Origin of the sequence: Enterobacter sp. HMSC16D10, assembly GCF_001807145.1 — a bacterium.
GTDB lineage: Bacteria > Pseudomonadota > Gammaproteobacteria > Enterobacterales > Enterobacteriaceae > Enterobacter > Enterobacter roggenkampii.
The window spans coordinates 105710-120741 of the sequence record NZ_KV787899.1; the positions used below are offsets into that span (position 1 = coordinate 105710).

The following is a 15032-nucleotide window of genomic DNA, read 5'->3' on the forward strand; positions in this document are numbered from 1 at the left end:
CCGCTGCGCTATTTCAGCAGCTTGTCCAGCATGTTGATATCGCTGTTGTTGTGCAGGTGTGGCACCGTCCAGCCGTGTTGGTCGTATTCGGACATACAGCGGTCGACCATCGCCATCATCTTGTCCATATTGCCGGAGCTCTGCGCCTGGCGCAGACACTGCAGGCGAATTTCATCCTGGCTGCCGGAGTAGTTAATTTCGTACAGCTCGTGACGGCCGCCAAACTCGCTGCCGATGGCGTCCCACATCAGCTTCAAAATCTTGATGCGTTCGACGTGGTCCATGCCGTTGGAGCCGCGCACGTATTTCGCCAGATACTGGTCAATCTGCGGGTTGTTCAGGTCCCGCGCGCTGGACGGCAGGTAGATCAGCCCGGAAGTGACGTTACGCTCGATGATGTTCTTGATCTTGGCGTAGGCCATCGGGGCCATCACGCGGTAGGTCTGCAGCGCCGCGTGGTCAGGAAGATACGCACCGTTGACCCACGGGGTGGCTTCGGAGCACATGGAGTCGCTCAGCGCCCAGAACATGTTGCGCCAGGCCACCACTTCGCCGAGATCCGCCTGCACGCCGCGGAACTCCAGGGTGCCGGTACACTCCAGGGATTTCTTCAGCAGGGCGGTGATGAAGTCGAGCTTCACCGCCAGGCGCACGCAGGCCTGCAGCGGGTACATGCGGGCGAAACCGCCTTCCATCGTCCAGCGGCGGCAGCGGTCGAAATCGCGGTAGATCAGCACGTTTTCCCACGGGATCAGCACGTGATCCATTACCAGAATGGCGTCGTTCTCGTCAAAGCGGCTGGAGAGCGGGTAGTCGTAAGGGGAGCCGGTTGCGCCTGCCACCATCTCATAGGAGGCGCGGGAGATCAGCTTCACGCCCTCGGCATCCATCGGCGCGACGAACATCAGCGCGAAGTCCGGGTTTTCGCCCATCACCTGCGCGGAGCCGAAGCCGATCATGTTGTAGTGGGTCAGGGCGGAGTTGGTGGCCACCACTTTCGCGCCGCTGACGATAATCCCGGCGTCGGTCTCTTTCTCCAGCTTGATGTAGACGTCTTTCACCTCGTCCGCCGGCTTGTGGCGGTCGATCGGCGGGTTAACGATGGCGTGGTTGAAGTACAGGCCGGTTTCCTGAATGCGGGTGTACCAGTTGCGGGCGTTCTGCTCGAACTGGCCGTAGAAGGCCGGGTTGGCGCCCAGCGCGCAGCCGAACGCGGCTTTGTAGTCCGGCGTGCGGCCCATCCAGCCGTAGCTCAGGCGCGACCACTCGGCGATGGCGTCGCGCTGCTGGCGCAGGTCGTCGGCGCTTTTCGCCACGCGGAAGAACTTGTGGGTATAGCCGCCGCTGCCGGTGTCGGTGCCCCAGCAGAGCGTGTCCTGCATGTCCGGCTTGTGCAGCGCGTCGTACATCTGCGCGATGGAGGCCGCCGCATTGCGAAACGCCGGATGGGTGGTGACGTCTTTGACGCGCTCGCCGTAGATGTAAATCTCGCGTCCGTCCTGCAGGCTTTTTAAATACTCTTCGCCGGTTAACGGGCGTTTGGCATCAGCGCGGAACTCTTCAGGCTTCATAGGGACCTCGTATCGGAATTGTGTTGTTAAATTTATGTTTTGTTTTTGTTGTTTAATTGAAGCCTGAGAGGGGCGTAACGTGAAGGGACGATTGGGACAACGACGGGTACTTTTCGGGTGGGTATGGGCTTTGTGATCGTTGTCGCCTCGCCTCGCGTTGACTTGACAGCATGTTTTATACTGTGCATATTGTTATGTTATAACATAACTTTAAGCGAAATGATGAAATTTACAATCCCCCTTATGCTCTCTGCATTGCTGACCTTTCCTCTGGTGAGCACGGCTGATACTCGTTATCCGATAACCATCGAAAACTGCGGCATTAAAGAAACCTTCACGCATGCCCCTTCACGCGTGGTGACAATTGGTCAGCACGAAACAGAACTGATGCTCGCCCTGGGGCTGGCAGATAAGATTGCGGGTACTACCGTCTGGTTTGGCGCCTTACCCGACGATGTCAGCGCGCAGGGTGCCAGACTTAAGCGACTGGCAGAGAATGCTCCTGGGTTCGAAGCCGTAGTCGCTCAACGTCCTGAGCTTGTTCTCGCCCAGTACAGTTGGCATGTCGGGCCGCAAGGTGAGGTTGCTACGCGTCAGCAATTTGAACAGTTAGGCATCAAGACCTGGATCTCGCCAGCCGACTGTACCAATAAGGCCGTCACAGCCACCTCCAATGGCGACGGCGCACGCTCTGCGCCTTACTCCATTGATATCATTCTTGAAGAGATTACGGCTCTGGCTCGCATTTTTGACGTACCGGCACGTGGCGAAGCGCTGAAACAGAAAGTTTCCGGGCGCATTGCCGCCGCGCAGCAGCATGCGCAGGCGCCGCTTAAGGTGGTTTACTGGTTTTCAAGCTCCCGCCTGAAAGGCGATCCGTGGGTAGCGGGCAATAAAGGCGCACCAGACTGGATCAGTAAAACCCTTGGTCTGACAAATATCATCGATTCTGGCGAGGAGTGGCCTGCGGTGACGTGGGAACATATCGTTAAATCTCAGCCTGATATTATCGTCATCGCGAGTATGGACAGACGACTGCATCCCGCAGATGACGTGGTGACAAAAAAACGGTTCCTGGAAACCGATCCCGTCACGCGTGAAATGGCTGCGGTCAGGCAAGGGAATATCGTGGTGGTTCCTGCCATGTCGCTGGATCCCTCACTGCGTAACGTCGAAGCGGTTGAGCTCATCGGCCAGCATATGAAAGAGATGACTCAAGCCAGATGATGCACAAGACCGTTTATTACTGGCGAACCGGCACGATCATCTGCGCTGGGATCCTGAGTCTACCGATCATGATAACGCTGGCTGCTGCGACTGGTGATATACCGGTGAGCTATGCCACTGCGTTTTGGGCAATAACCAATGGTCTGGGTATCACCCACGTCGATTTGCCTGCCGTTGAAGCCGGAATTGTCTGGCAATACCGTATGAGTCGTGCGCTGATGGCGGCCAGCAGCGGCGGTGGCCTGGCGTTGTGCGGTCTGGTCATGCAGTCGCTGTTGCGTAATTCGCTTGCGGACCCTTACCTGCTGGGGATCTCTGCCGGTGCCTCAACCGGTGCCGTCAGCGTAATGCTGTTGGGGATTGGCAGCGGTGTCCTTACGACAGGCGCCGGAGCGTTTATTGGTGCCTGTATGGCGTTTCTGCTGATCGTCGTCTTATCAGGCGGTATGCGCGAGAAGGCAGCACGGATTGTACTGGCCGGAATCGCCGGTACGCAGCTGTTTAACGCGCTCACGTCGTACATTGTCAGTACGTCGGCTAACGCGGAGGAGTCTCGTGGGGTCATGTTCTGGCTGCTGGGGAGTCTGAGCGGTGTGCGCTGGGCTGATGCACTCCTGTGCTTCACCGTCGTTGTGGCAGGGTTGCTGATAACGATCTGCTACGCCCGTTCACTGGATACCTTTAATTTCGGCATGGACGTTTCCGCGACGCTTGGCACACGCGTTCAGCGGGTACGCGTGATTTTACTGCTGACCACCGCGCTGATAACGGCGGTCATCGTCAGTGCTATTGGTGCGGTGGGCTTTGTTGGGCTGGTCATCCCGCATATTACCCGCATGATTGCTGGGCACCGCCATTTGCTCACTGTCCCTCTCGCCTTCCTCGGCGGGTGTCATTTCATGATCCTTGCAGACCTGATTTCACGCATGCTGATTAGCCACCAGGTTTTGCCAGTTGGTGTGGTCACCGCCCTGGTTGGTGCGCCTGTTTTTGCCCTGATTCTGTACCGTAACCGGGAGAAATAAGCATGCATGTCGTGGTGGATAAGCTGAGCGTGACGCTCCAGGCGCGCCGGGTGTTGTCTGACATCAGTTTTATGGCACAACGGTCGCAAACGGTAGGGCTACTCGGCCCTAACGGGTCGGGAAAATCGACATTGATCCGTGCCATGGCGGGCGTCCAGCCCTGCACTTATGCCGGAATCACAATGGGCGGTAAGCAGACGAATACCCTGAGCCAGCGTCAGCTTTCCCGCAAGCTGGCTTTCGTTCCGCAACATGCGGAAGCGGAGGCGGAAATGAGCGTTCTTGATATTGTTCGCCTTGGGCGCACACCGCATCGCAGAGCGTTTACGCCCTGGCATCAGGCTGATGAGGATGCGGTACAGCAGGCGCTTTCGATGATGAAACTTAATGCCCTGGCCCACCGAGCCTGGCAGAGGCTCTCTGGCGGTGAGCGTCAGCGATGCCAGATAGCGCGTGCGCTCACTCAACAGCCGGATATTCTGCTGCTGGACGAGCCGATTAACCATCTGGACATCCAGTTCCAGCTTGAGCTGATGCGTCTTGTTACCGCGTTGCCTGTTACCGTCATCGTGGCTTTACACGATCTCAATCTGGCGGCGAATTATTGTCAGCACCTTGTCGTTCTGAATGAAGGAAGAGTTGTGGCATCCGGTGAACCTGCCGCCGTGCTTACGCCGGAGCTGATTCAGTCAACCTGGCAGGTGGATGCCTCCATCTATCGAACCGATCGCGGCACGATGAACATCCAGTACGTCTGAAGGTCTCATTCTAAGAGATCGGTACTTTCTGCGCCCGATACGCGCTCGGCGAGCACCCCACTAAGCGATTAAAAAAGCGGGCGAAATAGGCCGGATCTTTGAACCCCAGCTGCCAGGCAATCTCGCTGACCGTGCTGTCGGAGAAGAGCAGCAGTCGTCGGGCCTCGCGCAGCTGGCGGTCGAAGATCAGCCGTTTTGGCGGGCGGTTGGCGAAGCGGCGACAGATATCGGTCAGGCGGGATTCGGTCAGGTGCAGCTCGCTGGCGTATTCCGGCACCGTCCAGTGCTGGTGGTAGTGGGTGTCGATCAGCTGGGTAAACCGCTGGAACAGCTTCAGCTCGCCGCGCATGCCGCCTGACGCGTGGTCGTCGAGCTTCGCGTTGCGCAGCAGCAGGGTGAAAACCGCCTGGGCCAGCAGGACCAGAGTATGCTCGCGCCCGGGCAGCTGCTCCGTGGATTCCCGGGCAATCAGCTGCCAGTAGTGCTTCAGCGCCGCCAGCTCGTCCGGCCTGTCGGCAAGCGAAAGGCAGATCCCCGGCAGGCCAAACGCCTCCCGCGTGCCGGGGTAGAGCACCTCAAGCAGCGGCCAGATCAGATCCTCGCGCACCGTCAGCACGTGTCCGTCGCTGTCGGATTCGGTGATAAACGCGTGCGGCACCGACGGCGGGGTGAGGACGAACAGCGGGGCCTGCACCGAATAGCGGTGATCGTCGAGCTGGAGCTCAATCTGCCCGGTATCGAGAAAGTGCATCTGAAAATACTGGTCGTGACGATGCGCCTGCATGTCGCGGCCAAAAAAGGCCGCCATGCGGGCGAACGACTGGTAGTGCACATCGTCGGTGCCCAGACTTTCGTCGTACTCCTTGCTGATATCAATGTTGGCGATAGGGCTCTGGCACATGATCGTTCCTCTGTTGATCCCGCTGCGTCATCGGAATGCGCGTCAGCACCAGCGCGCCGACCACCAGCAGCCCGGCCACAAACCACAGCCCCGAGCTGAAGCTGCCGGTCGCGTCGCGCAGGATCCCAATCAGCAATGGGCTAACGGCGGAGCCGACGTTGCCGATGGCGTTGATCACCGCCAGCGCCACCGCGCGGGACTGCAGGCTAATCACCCGATCCGGCGTGGTCCAGAATATCGCCATGGCGGTAAACGATCCGGTTGAGGCCATGATGATGCCAAGCAGCTGGATCAGGCTGTGATCCGTCGCGGAGGCCAGCATCCATCCCGCCGCGGCGAACAGGTACGGCAGGATGGTGTGCTTTTTTCGCTCTTTCAGCCTGTCGGAGCGGCGGCTCCACCAGATCATCCCGAGGATGGTGCAGAACTGCGGGATCGCCGCCAGCAGGCCGATGACGATGTTGCTGCTCCCCGTGTTAAAGCTTTGCAGGATTTGCGGGGTCCAGATGTTGATCGCGCTCAGCGTATTGGTCAGGCAGAAGTAGGCCAGCGTGTAGAGCAGTACCGCCGGGGTCAGCACCTCGCGCAGCGTCGAGCGCGGCGTGACGGATTGAGCAATGGCAACCTCCTGCTCGCGGGCGATCATCGTTTTGAGCGCCTGCTTTTCGTCCTCATCCAGCCAGGTGGCCTGGTCCGGCGTGTCGTTGAGGTAAAACCAGGTCACCACGCCGAGCACCACCGACGGCAGCCCTTCCAGCAGGAACAGCCACTGCCAGCCCTTGAGGTTCCACAGTCCGTCCATCGCCAGAATGTACCCGGAGAGGATCGAGCCGAGCATCATGGTCACCGGCATGGCGATCATAAACAGCGCGTTGGCGCGGGCGCGGTGATAGGCCGGGAACCACCAGGTGAGGTAGACCAGAATCCCCGGCAGAAAACCGGCTTCGGCAATGCCCACCAGCATGCGCAGAACGTAAAGGGTTTCGGGGCTGGTGGCGAACATGGTGCAGGTGGAGGCAATACCCCACACTACCATGATCCCGGCGATCCAGCGTCGCGCGCCGATCTTCGCCAGCATGATGTTGCTCGGGATCCCGCACAGCACGTAGGTGACGTAAAAGAGCGTCGCGGCCAGGCCAAACATGGTTGAGGTGAGGCCCAGATCTTTGCCCATCGTCAGCCCGGCGAAGCCGATGTTGATGCGATCGAGAAACGAGAAAACAAACAGGATAAAGAGAAAGACGATCAGGCGTCGGAACAGCTTGTGAATGACGCGGTGTTCAACGGCTTTATTATCATGGGCTTGCAGGGTAGAGGTCGTCATGGTGCGCTCCAGATCTTACGTTTAGTAGACGGATTTATTGTTATTAACTGACGTAACCGGTTTTTCGATAAAGCGTGCCGCCAGCGCTTCCGCGCCGCGGGCGAGCAGGGTCGTGTCGACCCCGACGGCGACAAACCGCGCGCCGAGTTCAAGATAGCGTTTTGCCAGCTGCTCGTTCGCCATCAGGATGCCGGGGGCTTTACCTGCAGCGCGTATCTGTGCGATCGCCTGTTCAATGGCGGCCTGCACCTCCGGGTGCTGCGGATTGCCGGCAAAGCCCATGTCGGCGCTGAGATCCGCCGGGCCGATAAACACGCCGTCGACGCCTTCCACGTCCAGGATCTGCGGCAGGTTTTTCAGCGCCTCACGGGTTTCGATCTGCACCAGCACGCACATGGCGTCGTTGGCCTGCTGCAGGTAATCCGGAATGCGGTTCCAGCGCGAGGCGCGCGCCAGGGCGCTGCCGACGCCGCGAATGCCCGCGGGCGGGTAGCGGGTGGCACGTACCGCCTGCCGCGCTTCGTCGGCGTTTTGTACCATCGGCACCAGCAGAGTTTGTGCGCCCACGTCCAGCAGCTGTTTGATCTGCACCGGGTCGTTCCACGACGGGCGCACCACCGGCTGGCTGGGATAAGGGGCGATGGCCTGCAGCTGGGTCAGGACGGTCTGCACGCTGTTCGGCGCGTGCTCGCCGTCGATCAGCAGCCAGTCGAAGCCTGCTCCGGCCAGCAGCTCCGCGCTGTAGCTGCTGGTCAGCCCCAGCCATAGGCCAATTTGCGGGCGGCCCGCCTGCAGCGCCGCTTTGAATGCGTTTTGCATGGTTATCTCCTAGACAAAGCGGCAGCTGATGGAGCCCATGTTGCCGTAGTCGACGTGGAAGGTGTCGCCTCTGCTGGCGGGCACCGGGCGGGTAAACGAGCCGCCGAGAACGATCTGGCCAGGCTCAAGCTGCACGTCGTACGGCGCAAGCTTGTTGGCCAGCCACGCCACGCCGTTGGCCGGGTGGTTCAGGACGCCTGCGGCCACGCCGGTCTCTTCGATCACGCCGTTGCGGTAGAGCAGGGCGGAGATCCAGCGCAGGTCCAGCTCGTCGGGCTTAATCGGACGGCCGCCGAGGATCACGCCCGCGTTGGCGGCGTTATCGGAGATGGTGTCGAACACCTTGCGCGGGCGCTGGGTGTCCGGGTCGACGTTGTGGCAGCGGGCGTCGATCAGCTCCAGCGCGGGGATCACGTAATCCGTGGCGTTGTAGACGTCGAAGATCGTGCAGTTCGGGCCGCGCAGCGGTTTTGCCAGCACGAACGCCAGCTCCACTTCAATGCGCGGGACGATAAAGCGATCGACGGGAATGTCGCTGCCGTCATGGAAGAACATGTCGTCCAGCAGCGCGCCGTAGTCCGGCTCGCTGATCTGCGAGCTGGCCTGCATCGCTTTAGAGGTGAGGCCGATCTTGTGGCCCTTCAGCACGCGGCCTTCGGCGATCTTCAGGCTCACCCATTCGCGCTGGACGGCGTAGGCGTCGTCGATAGTGATCGTCGGGTAGTCGAGGGAGATCTGGCGGATCTGCTCCCGGGACTGCTCCGCCTGATGCAGACGATGGGCGATCAGGGTATGGGTGTGTTTATCGAGCATGGCGTATCCTTTATGCGGCTGTTGCCGGGTGACGCTGCGCTTACCCGGCCTACGTTCGAGCCGTTGTAGGTCCGGTAAGCGAAGCGCCACCGGGCGGAAAAGATGTCTACTTAAACAACGCGTGCACGTTGTTTTGTTTGTAATTGAGCGTTGGGTGCAGCTCGTCCAGCTCAAACGACAGCGCCAGATAGCGGCTCGCCATCAGCGCCGCGAAATGCGTTTTAATCAGCGCAAACAGCATTTCACCGACCTCTTCCCGGCTCTCCAGGCTGCGCCCCGCGCCAATCTTCAGCGTCATATGGACAAAGGCGTAATCGTGCTTGCCGTCGGCCATCTGCCAGGTGTCCAGCCAGTGGGCGCGGCTGCGGATACCGCCGATAGGGAAGATGCCCGTGGCGGCGAGCGCCTCGTTCACTTTGGCGAACAGCCCCGGCAGGTCGGCCTGCTCGCGGATGTTGTCGGTACATTCAGCAATAAAGTGCGGCATGGTGGCTCCTTATGCGGGCAGGGGGAAAACGGCGTTGACCTGGCCGGTGCCGGAGCTGGCGAACAGCTCGGTGAGAAACTCCACCTTGCCGTCGTATTTGTCCCAGCCGAGCATCCCCAGCAGCATCACCGTGTCGTGCATGTTGCCCTCGCCGTAGCAGTAGTCGGCGTACTCCGGCAGCATGCTGCAGAATTCTTTGAACTGACCCTCGCGCCACAGCTTCACCACGCGCTCGTCCATCTGGCGGTCGAACTCCCGGGTGTAGCTGTTCATCCCTTCCTCGGCGCGCTGGTCGTCGATAAAGCGGTGCGACAGCGAGCCGCTGGCGAGCACCGCCACGGTGCCGTCATATTTTTCGATGGCGCTGACGATGGCCTCGCCCAGCCTGCGGCTGTCGGCGAAGTCGTGAACCGTGCAGAACGCCGAGATGGAGACCACCTTGAAGTGCTTATCCGCGTTCATGTAGCGCATTGGCACCAGCGTGCCGTACTCAAGCTTGAGGCTCGGAATGTTGTGCGCTTTGGCGCGCACGCCACGCTTCACCGCCTCGTCGGCAATCATCTGGCCGAGTTCCGGGTTGCCGTTGTAGTCGTAGGTCATGTCGCGGATAAAGTGCGGTAGCTCGTTGCTGGTGTAGACGCCCGAAAAATGGTCCGCACAGTTAATGTGGTACGCGCTGTTCACCAGCCAGTGGGTGTCGAAGACGATAATGGTATCGACGCCCAGCTCCCGGCAGCGCTTGCTAATTTCTTTATGCCCATCGATGGCGCCCTGGCGGCAGCCGTGGTTTTTGCCCGGCAGTTCGGAGAGATACATCGACGGCACGTGGGTGATTTTTGCCGCTAACGCTAATTTGCCCATTTTCAGATCCCCCACTTTGGAATCGGATGGTCGCCCATGGAGATGCAGACGTTCTTCATCTCCGCGAATACCTCGAAGCTGTACTCGCCCCCCTCGCGGCCGGTGCCGGAGGCTTTCACGCCGCCAAACGGCTGGCGCAGGTCGCGCACGTTCTGGGTGTTGACGAACACCATCCCCGCTTCGATATTGCGCGCCAGACGGAGTACCTTGCTCACGTCCTGGGTCCAGATGTATGACGCCAGGCCGTACTCCACGTCGTTGGCCAGGCGCAGCCCTTCCGCTTCGTCCTTGAACGGCAGCAGGCAGGCCACCGGCCCGAAGATCTCCTCCTGCGCCACGCGCATGCGGTTATCAACATCCGCCAGCACGGTCGGGCGCAGGAAGTTGCCGCCCTTCAGGTGCGCAGGCAGATCGGTCGGTTTGTCCGGGCCGCCCGCCAGCAGTGTTGCGCCTTCCTCAATGCCGAGGCGGATATAGCCGGAGACTTTTTCCCAGTGCTGTTGGCTGATGAGCGCGCCAATCTGGGTGTTCGGATCGGTCGGGTCGCCCACGCGCAGGCGGCTGGCGCGCTCGGCAAAGCGCTTCACGAATTCCGGGTAGATGCTCTGCTGGATGAAGATGCGCGAGCCCGCGGTGCAGCGCTCGCCGTTGATGGAGAAGATGGTGAACAGGGCGGCGTCCAGCGCGCGCTCGATGTCCGCGTCTTCAAAAATCAGTACCGGGGATTTGCCGCCCAGCTCCATGGAGTATTTCTTCAGCCCGGCATTTTTCATGATGTTGCGCCCGGTGGCGGTGCCGCCGGTGAAGGAGACCGCGCGCACGTCGTGATGCCGCACCAGCGCATCGCCTGCCGTCGCGCCGTAGCCCTGAACGACGTTCAGCACGCCCGCCGGAATACCCGCTTCGAGGGCCAGTTCGCCCAGACGGTCGGCGGTCAGCGGGGAGAGCTCGGACATCTTCAGCACCGCGGTATTGCCTAAGGCCAGACAGGGCGCGACCTTCCAGGTGGCCGTCATAAACGGCACGTTCCACGGCGACACCAGCGCGCAGACGCCCACCGGCTGCACCAGGGTGTAGTTGAGCATCTTGTCGTCGACCGGGTAGGTCTTGCCGTTCATCTGCTGGCACACCTCGGCGAAAAATTCGAAGTTGTGCGAGGCGCGCGGGATCAGCACGTTTTTGGTCTGGTGGATCGGCAGCCCGGTATCGGCGGTTTCCATGGCGGCGATCTCGGGCACGTTCTGGTCGATCAGGTCGCCCAGGCGGCGCATCAGGCGCGCGCGCTCCTTCATCGGCAGGTTAGCCCACTTCGGGAACGCCTCTTTGGCGGCGGCAACGGCCTGATGGATTTCGGCCTCGCCGCCGGCGGCCACTTCTGCCAGCACCTCGCCGGAGGCCGGGTTAGTGGTGTGGAAGTAGTCGCTGCCCGCGACGTTTTTACCGTTTATCCAGTGGTTAATCTTTTTCATTTTGCCGTCTCCTCACTCACAATTCGGTTCACCAGGCGTCCCACGCCTTCCACTTCCACCACCACCTCATCGCCCGGCACCACGTCGGAGAGCCCCTTCGGCGTGCCGGTGGCAATCATGTCGCCCGGCTGCAGGGTCATAAAGTCGCTCAGGTACGCGATCAGGTACGGGATGCTGAAGATCAGATCCGCCGTGGTGCCTTCCTGGCGCAGCTCGCCGTTGACGAAGGTGCGCAGGGCGAGGTTGTGCGGGTCGGGAATGGCCTCTTTTGGCACGATATTGGGGGAAATGGGGGTCAGCCCGTCGCGGCTTTTTACCCGCAGGTTCGGGCGGTAGTAGTTTTCGAGATAGTCACGAATGGCGTAGTCGTTGCAGACCGTATAGCCCGCAACATAGTCCATCGCCTCGGCTTCGCTCACCTTGCGGGCCGTTTTACCGATGACCACCACCAGCTCCGCTTCATAGTGCATGTATTCGATATTGTTCGGGCGCACCGAGGTCTGGTTGTCGCCGTTGAAGGTGTTTGGCGCTTTGATAAAGACCAGCGGCTCGGTGGGCGGCTTGAAGTCCAGCTCGCTGGCGTGATCGGCATAGTTCAGGCCGAGGGCAAACAGCGTGGCGTGCGGCGGCGTGCGGTGCGCAATAGTGACATCGCGCTCGTCCACCACCGGGTTTTCCAGCGGTGGAAACCCTTCCGCCAGAATACGCACCCGATCGCCCAGGCGGATCTCAACGCGGCTGTGCGGGGTACCGAGCAGGATCGCATCGCCGGGATTAAGGGTGGCGAACTCGCTCAGGGCGCTCAGCAGTTCGGCAGCGTTACGCTGCAGATCGGCGGTGTTCCAGTGGTCCGCTTCGCGGCCGTTGATCTCGGTGATGATGGTCAGGCTATCCACGTTATCAACGGCGACCGGTTCGCCGAGCGGGCAGAATCCGTCGCGGCATTTGGCCTTGATGGCCGGACGGTAGAAGCTCTCTTCCGGCAGGCTCACCTCGTTGGCCAGCGCATATCCGGCGATGTACGCCGCGGCGTCCTCCACGCGTACCTTACTGGCGGTTTTACCGACCACCAGCGCTACCGTGGCGCCGCTCAGCACCGTTTCCCCCTGCGGGAACGGAATGGGGTCGCCCGCGCGAATCACGGTGTTATGCGGTTTGATAAACCACACCGCCGTTTTCGGCGGCGTGTTGTAGGGGGCTTTTTCAAACGCCTCTCGCCAGGCTTCGCGCTGGCTCTGATGGTTGAGGGCGACGGCAAAGACGGTACCTTTCATTCACATACTCCTCAGGCCGGAGGTCCGGTTTGGATTTCATTAATATGTTAATGATCTGGTTTTATGCTTTTGCTGATTATTTCGCAATCAGAAGTGAAAGATTTGTGATACGAATAACAATAAATTTATATATTGGTTTTTATTGATATTAAAATCAGATGGTTAATAAACTTAGTGGGTTTCTGTTAGACTTTTTGACGGAAAACGTGTTGTTTATAAAAGCATCTTTTATGAATTGTTTACGTGTTAATGATGTGAAGGGGAGAGGCTATGCATGATTCATTAACCATCGCGCTGCTGCAGGCGCGGGAAGCGGCGATGTCCTACTTCCGACCGATCGTGAAGCGCCATAACCTGACCGAGCAGCAGTGGCGCATTGTGCGCGTGCTGGCTGAACATCCGTCGATGGATTTTCACGATCTGGCGTTTCGCACCTGTATTTTGCGCCCGAGCCTGACCGGCATTCTGACGCGCATGGAGCGCGACGGTCTGGTGCTGCGCTTAAAGCCGCTGAACGACCAGCGCAAGCTGTACGTCTCGCTGACCAAAGAGGGCAATGCGCTGTATGAGCACGCCCAGGCGCAGGTGGAGGAGGCGTATCAGCAGATTGAGGCGGAATATACGCCGGAGAAGATGAAACAGCTGACGGCGCTGCTGGAAGAGTTTATTGAACTCGGAAACCGACATAACGCAGCGCGGGAAGAAGAGTAAAAACCACAAATTTCAGGATGAATTTCGTAAAGTTTTCCCTTTCCAGGCCGAAAATTCTGTATCTGTCTGAGGAAAGAGAAAACATGTTAAACCGTATCAAGATTGTCACCAGCTTAATGCTGGTTTTAGCGATATTTGGCCTTTTACAACTCACATCCGGTGGTCTTTTCTTTAATGCTCTGAAGAATGACAAAGAGAATTTCACCGTCCTGCAAACCATTCGCCAGCAACAGTCCACGCTGAACGGCAGCTGGGTAGCGTTGCTGCAAACCCGTAATACCCTGAACCGCGCGGGTATTCGCTACATGATGGATCAGAGCAATATCGGTAGCGGCGCGACCGTGAACGATTTGATGCAAATCGCGTCTGCGTCTCTGAAACAGGCGGAAAAAAACTGGGCTGCCTACGAAGCCCTGCCGCGCGATCCGCGTCAAAGCGATGCGGATGCCATGGAGATCAAGCGTAACTATGATATTTACCACGGCGCGCTGGCGGAGCTGATTCAGCTGCTGGGCGCGGGCAAAATCAACGCCTTCTTCGACCAGCCAACCCAGAGTTACCAGGACGGTTTTGAGAAACAGTACGTGAGCTACCTGCAGCAGAACGACAAGCTGTACCAGATGGCGGTCGAAGACAGCAACAGCTCCTACAGCCAGGCTATCTGGGTGCTGATCGGCGTCCTGATTGCCGTGCTGGTGGTGATTGTGGCCGTCTGGCTGAACATCAAGCAGACGCTGATCTCTCCGCTGAATCGTCTGATCGACAACATTCGCCATATCGCCAGCGGCGATCTGGTGAAGCGCATTGAGGTTCAGGGCACCAACGAGATGGGTGAACTGGCCGACTCGCTGCGTCATATGCAGGGCGAACTGGTGCGTACCGTTGGCGACGTGCGTAACGGCGCGAATGCGATCTACAGCGGCGCGAGTGAAATCGCGATGGGCAACAACGACCTCTCCTCCCGTACTGAACAGCAGGCCGCTTCCCTGGAAGAGACCGCTGCCAGCATGGAGCAGCTGACGGCGACCGTTAAGCAGAACGCCGAGAACGCCCGTCAGGCGAGCCATCTTGCGCTGAGCGCCTCTGAAACCGCGCAGAAAGGCGGCAAAGTGGTGGACAACGTGGTGCAGACCATGCGCGATATCGCGGGCAGTTCGCAGAAAATTGCCGACATTATCAGCGTGATCGACGGCATTGCTTTCCAGACCAACATCCTGGCACTGAACGCGGCGGTAGAAGCGGCGCGTGCGGGCGAGCAGGGCCGTGGTTTTGCGGTGGTGGCAGGTGAAGTGCGTAACCTGGCCCAGCGCAGCGCCCAGGCGGCACGCGAGATCAAGAGCCTGATCGAAGACTCCGTGGGTCGCGTGGAAGTGGGTTCAACGCTGGTCGAAAGCGCCGGTGAAACCATGGGTGAGATCGTGAATGCGGTCACCCGCGTCACGGACATCATGGGTGAAATCGCCTCTGCGTCTGACGAGCAGAGCCGCGGTATCGACCAGGTCGGTCTGGCGGTGGCAGAGATGGATCGCGTGACCCAGCAGAACGCCTCGCTGGTGGAAGAGTCTGCCGCAGCGGCAGCCGCACTGGAAGAGCAGGCAAGCCGTCTGACGCAGGCCGTGGCGGTGTTCCGCATTCAGCAGGAGCAGATGAAAGCGCGTGAGTTCGCTTCTGCGAAAACCGTTGCAGCACCGGCGATGGCGCGTAAAACGGTTACCGCTGATGCTGGTGATAACTGGGAAACGTTCTAACGCCGTATGTTGTGCCGGGTGGCGGCTACGCCTTACCCGGCCTA

The 15032-nt window shown here is 59.7% G+C and carries 14 protein-coding genes; 5 read left to right on the forward strand and 9 right to left on the reverse strand.

Annotated features, from left to right (window positions below):
* Positions 1 to 8: 8 nt before the first annotated feature.
* Entirely contained in the window at positions 9 to 1571 is a 1563-nt protein-coding gene (gene hpaB / locus HMPREF3143_RS18750; RefSeq protein ID WP_008501307.1) for a 4-hydroxyphenylacetate 3-monooxygenase, oxygenase component, read from the reverse strand.
* Between the two features lie 222 nt (positions 1572 to 1793).
* Between hpaB and HMPREF3143_RS18755 the strand changes: the two genes are divergently transcribed.
* Genes HMPREF3143_RS18755 through HMPREF3143_RS18765 form a run of 3 tightly spaced genes read left to right on the forward strand, consistent with a single transcriptional unit; the run spans position 1794 to position 4581 of the window.
* Positions 1794 to 2798 (forward strand): ABC transporter substrate-binding protein, encoded by a 1005-nt coding sequence (locus tag HMPREF3143_RS18755; RefSeq protein ID WP_217628557.1) that lies wholly within the window; start codon positions 1794 to 1796, stop codon positions 2796 to 2798.
* Positions 2795 to 3823 (forward strand): FecCD family ABC transporter permease, encoded by a 1029-nt coding sequence (locus tag HMPREF3143_RS18760; protein ID WP_070534077.1) that lies wholly within the window; start codon positions 2795 to 2797, stop codon positions 3821 to 3823. Before HMPREF3143_RS18755 ends, HMPREF3143_RS18760 begins: the two co-directional genes overlap by 4 nt.
* A 2-nt stretch (positions 3824 to 3825) precedes the next feature.
* Positions 3826 to 4581, forward strand: coding sequence for an ABC transporter ATP-binding protein (locus HMPREF3143_RS18765; protein WP_063617506.1), 756 nt, complete (start codon positions 3826 to 3828; stop codon positions 4579 to 4581).
* A 10-nt stretch (positions 4582 to 4591) separates the two neighbouring features.
* On the opposite strand, the gene hpaA is transcribed toward HMPREF3143_RS18765, so the two are convergent.
* The 8 genes from hpaA to hpaG all read right to left on the reverse strand — a co-directional run bounded on the left by hpaA (position 4592) and on the right by hpaG (position 12529).
* Positions 4592 to 5482, reverse strand: a complete 891-nt coding sequence (gene hpaA, locus HMPREF3143_RS18770; RefSeq protein ID WP_063617507.1) for a 4-hydroxyphenylacetate catabolism regulatory protein HpaA — start codon at positions 5480 to 5482, stop codon at positions 4592 to 4594.
* Complete coding sequence (hpaX, locus tag HMPREF3143_RS18775; protein WP_023345388.1) at positions 5454 to 6806, reverse strand: 4-hydroxyphenylacetate permease; 1353 nt, start codon at positions 6804 to 6806, stop codon at positions 5454 to 5456. The genes hpaA and hpaX overlap by 29 nt, the downstream gene beginning before the upstream one ends.
* A 21-nt stretch (positions 6807 to 6827) precedes the next feature.
* A complete protein-coding gene (gene hpaI, locus HMPREF3143_RS18780; RefSeq protein ID WP_070534078.1) occupies positions 6828 to 7625 on the reverse strand; it encodes a 4-hydroxy-2-oxoheptanedioate aldolase in 798 nt (265 codons plus the stop codon).
* Between the two features lie 9 nt (positions 7626 to 7634).
* Positions 7635 to 8438 (reverse strand): 2-oxo-hept-4-ene-1,7-dioate hydratase, encoded by an 804-nt coding sequence (gene hpaH / locus HMPREF3143_RS18785; protein WP_021240607.1) that lies wholly within the window; start codon positions 8436 to 8438, stop codon positions 7635 to 7637.
* 106 nt (positions 8439 to 8544) lie between these two features.
* On the reverse strand, positions 8545 to 8925 hold the full coding sequence (locus HMPREF3143_RS18790) for a 5-carboxymethyl-2-hydroxymuconate Delta-isomerase (RefSeq protein ID WP_008502110.1): 381 nt from the start codon (positions 8923 to 8925) through the stop codon (positions 8545 to 8547).
* A gap of 9 nt (positions 8926 to 8934) precedes the next feature.
* Positions 8935 to 9786, reverse strand: a complete 852-nt coding sequence (gene hpaD, locus HMPREF3143_RS18795) for a 3,4-dihydroxyphenylacetate 2,3-dioxygenase (protein ID WP_039023934.1) — start codon at positions 9784 to 9786, stop codon at positions 8935 to 8937.
* A gap of 2 nt (positions 9787 to 9788) precedes the next feature.
* Complete coding sequence (gene hpaE / locus HMPREF3143_RS18800; RefSeq protein ID WP_069597848.1) at positions 9789 to 11255, reverse strand: 5-carboxymethyl-2-hydroxymuconate semialdehyde dehydrogenase; 1467 nt, start codon at positions 11253 to 11255, stop codon at positions 9789 to 9791.
* Entirely contained in the window at positions 11252 to 12529 is a 1278-nt protein-coding gene (hpaG, locus tag HMPREF3143_RS18805; RefSeq protein WP_070534079.1) for a 4-hydroxyphenylacetate degradation bifunctional isomerase/decarboxylase, read from the reverse strand. Before hpaG ends, hpaE begins: the two co-directional genes overlap by 4 nt.
* Before the next feature lie 270 nt (positions 12530 to 12799).
* Here hpaG and hpaR point away from each other — a divergent pair, with 270 nt between their 5' ends.
* Both hpaR and tsr read left to right on the forward strand, forming a co-directional pair.
* Entirely contained in the window at positions 12800 to 13240 is a 441-nt protein-coding gene (gene hpaR, locus HMPREF3143_RS18810) for a homoprotocatechuate degradation operon regulator HpaR (protein ID WP_008502106.1), read from the forward strand.
* 83 nt (positions 13241 to 13323) lie between these two features.
* Positions 13324 to 14988 (forward strand): methyl-accepting chemotaxis protein, encoded by a 1665-nt coding sequence (gene tsr / locus HMPREF3143_RS18815; protein WP_023293346.1) that lies wholly within the window; start codon positions 13324 to 13326, stop codon positions 14986 to 14988.
* The last annotated feature ends 44 nt before the right edge of the window (positions 14989 to 15032 follow it).

Bases quoted from the DNA above. Each gene is read 5' to 3' on its own strand.
- hpaB (WP_008501307.1), bottom strand. From the start codon at position 1,571: ATGAAGCCTGAAGAGTTCCGCGCTGATGCCAAACGCCCGTTAACCGGC.
- HMPREF3143_RS18755 (WP_217628557.1), top strand. From the start codon at position 1,794: ATGAAATTTACAATCCCCCTTATGCTCTCTGCATTGCTGACCTTTCCT.
- HMPREF3143_RS18760 (WP_070534077.1), top strand. From the start codon at position 2,795: ATGATGCACAAGACCGTTTATTACTGGCGAACCGGCACGATCATCTGC.
- HMPREF3143_RS18765 (WP_063617506.1), top strand. From the start codon at position 3,826: ATGCATGTCGTGGTGGATAAGCTGAGCGTGACGCTCCAGGCGCGCCGG.
- hpaA (WP_063617507.1), bottom strand. From the start codon at position 5,482: ATGTGCCAGAGCCCTATCGCCAACATTGATATCAGCAAGGAGTACGAC.
- hpaX (WP_023345388.1), bottom strand. From the start codon at position 6,806: ATGACGACCTCTACCCTGCAAGCCCATGATAATAAAGCCGTTGAACAC.
- hpaI (WP_070534078.1), bottom strand. From the start codon at position 7,625: ATGCAAAACGCATTCAAAGCGGCGCTGCAGGCGGGCCGCCCGCAAATT.
- hpaH (WP_021240607.1), bottom strand. From the start codon at position 8,438: ATGCTCGATAAACACACCCATACCCTGATCGCCCATCGTCTGCATCAG.
- HMPREF3143_RS18790 (WP_008502110.1), bottom strand. From the start codon at position 8,925: ATGCCGCACTTTATTGCTGAATGTACCGACAACATCCGCGAGCAGGCC.
- hpaD (WP_039023934.1), bottom strand. From the start codon at position 9,786: ATGGGCAAATTAGCGTTAGCGGCAAAAATCACCCACGTGCCGTCGATG.
- hpaE (WP_069597848.1), bottom strand. From the start codon at position 11,255: ATGAAAAAGATTAACCACTGGATAAACGGTAAAAACGTCGCGGGCAGC.
- hpaG (WP_070534079.1), bottom strand. From the start codon at position 12,529: ATGAAAGGTACCGTCTTTGCCGTCGCCCTCAACCATCAGAGCCAGCGC.
- hpaR (WP_008502106.1), top strand. From the start codon at position 12,800: ATGCATGATTCATTAACCATCGCGCTGCTGCAGGCGCGGGAAGCGGCG.
- tsr (WP_023293346.1), top strand. From the start codon at position 13,324: ATGTTAAACCGTATCAAGATTGTCACCAGCTTAATGCTGGTTTTAGCG.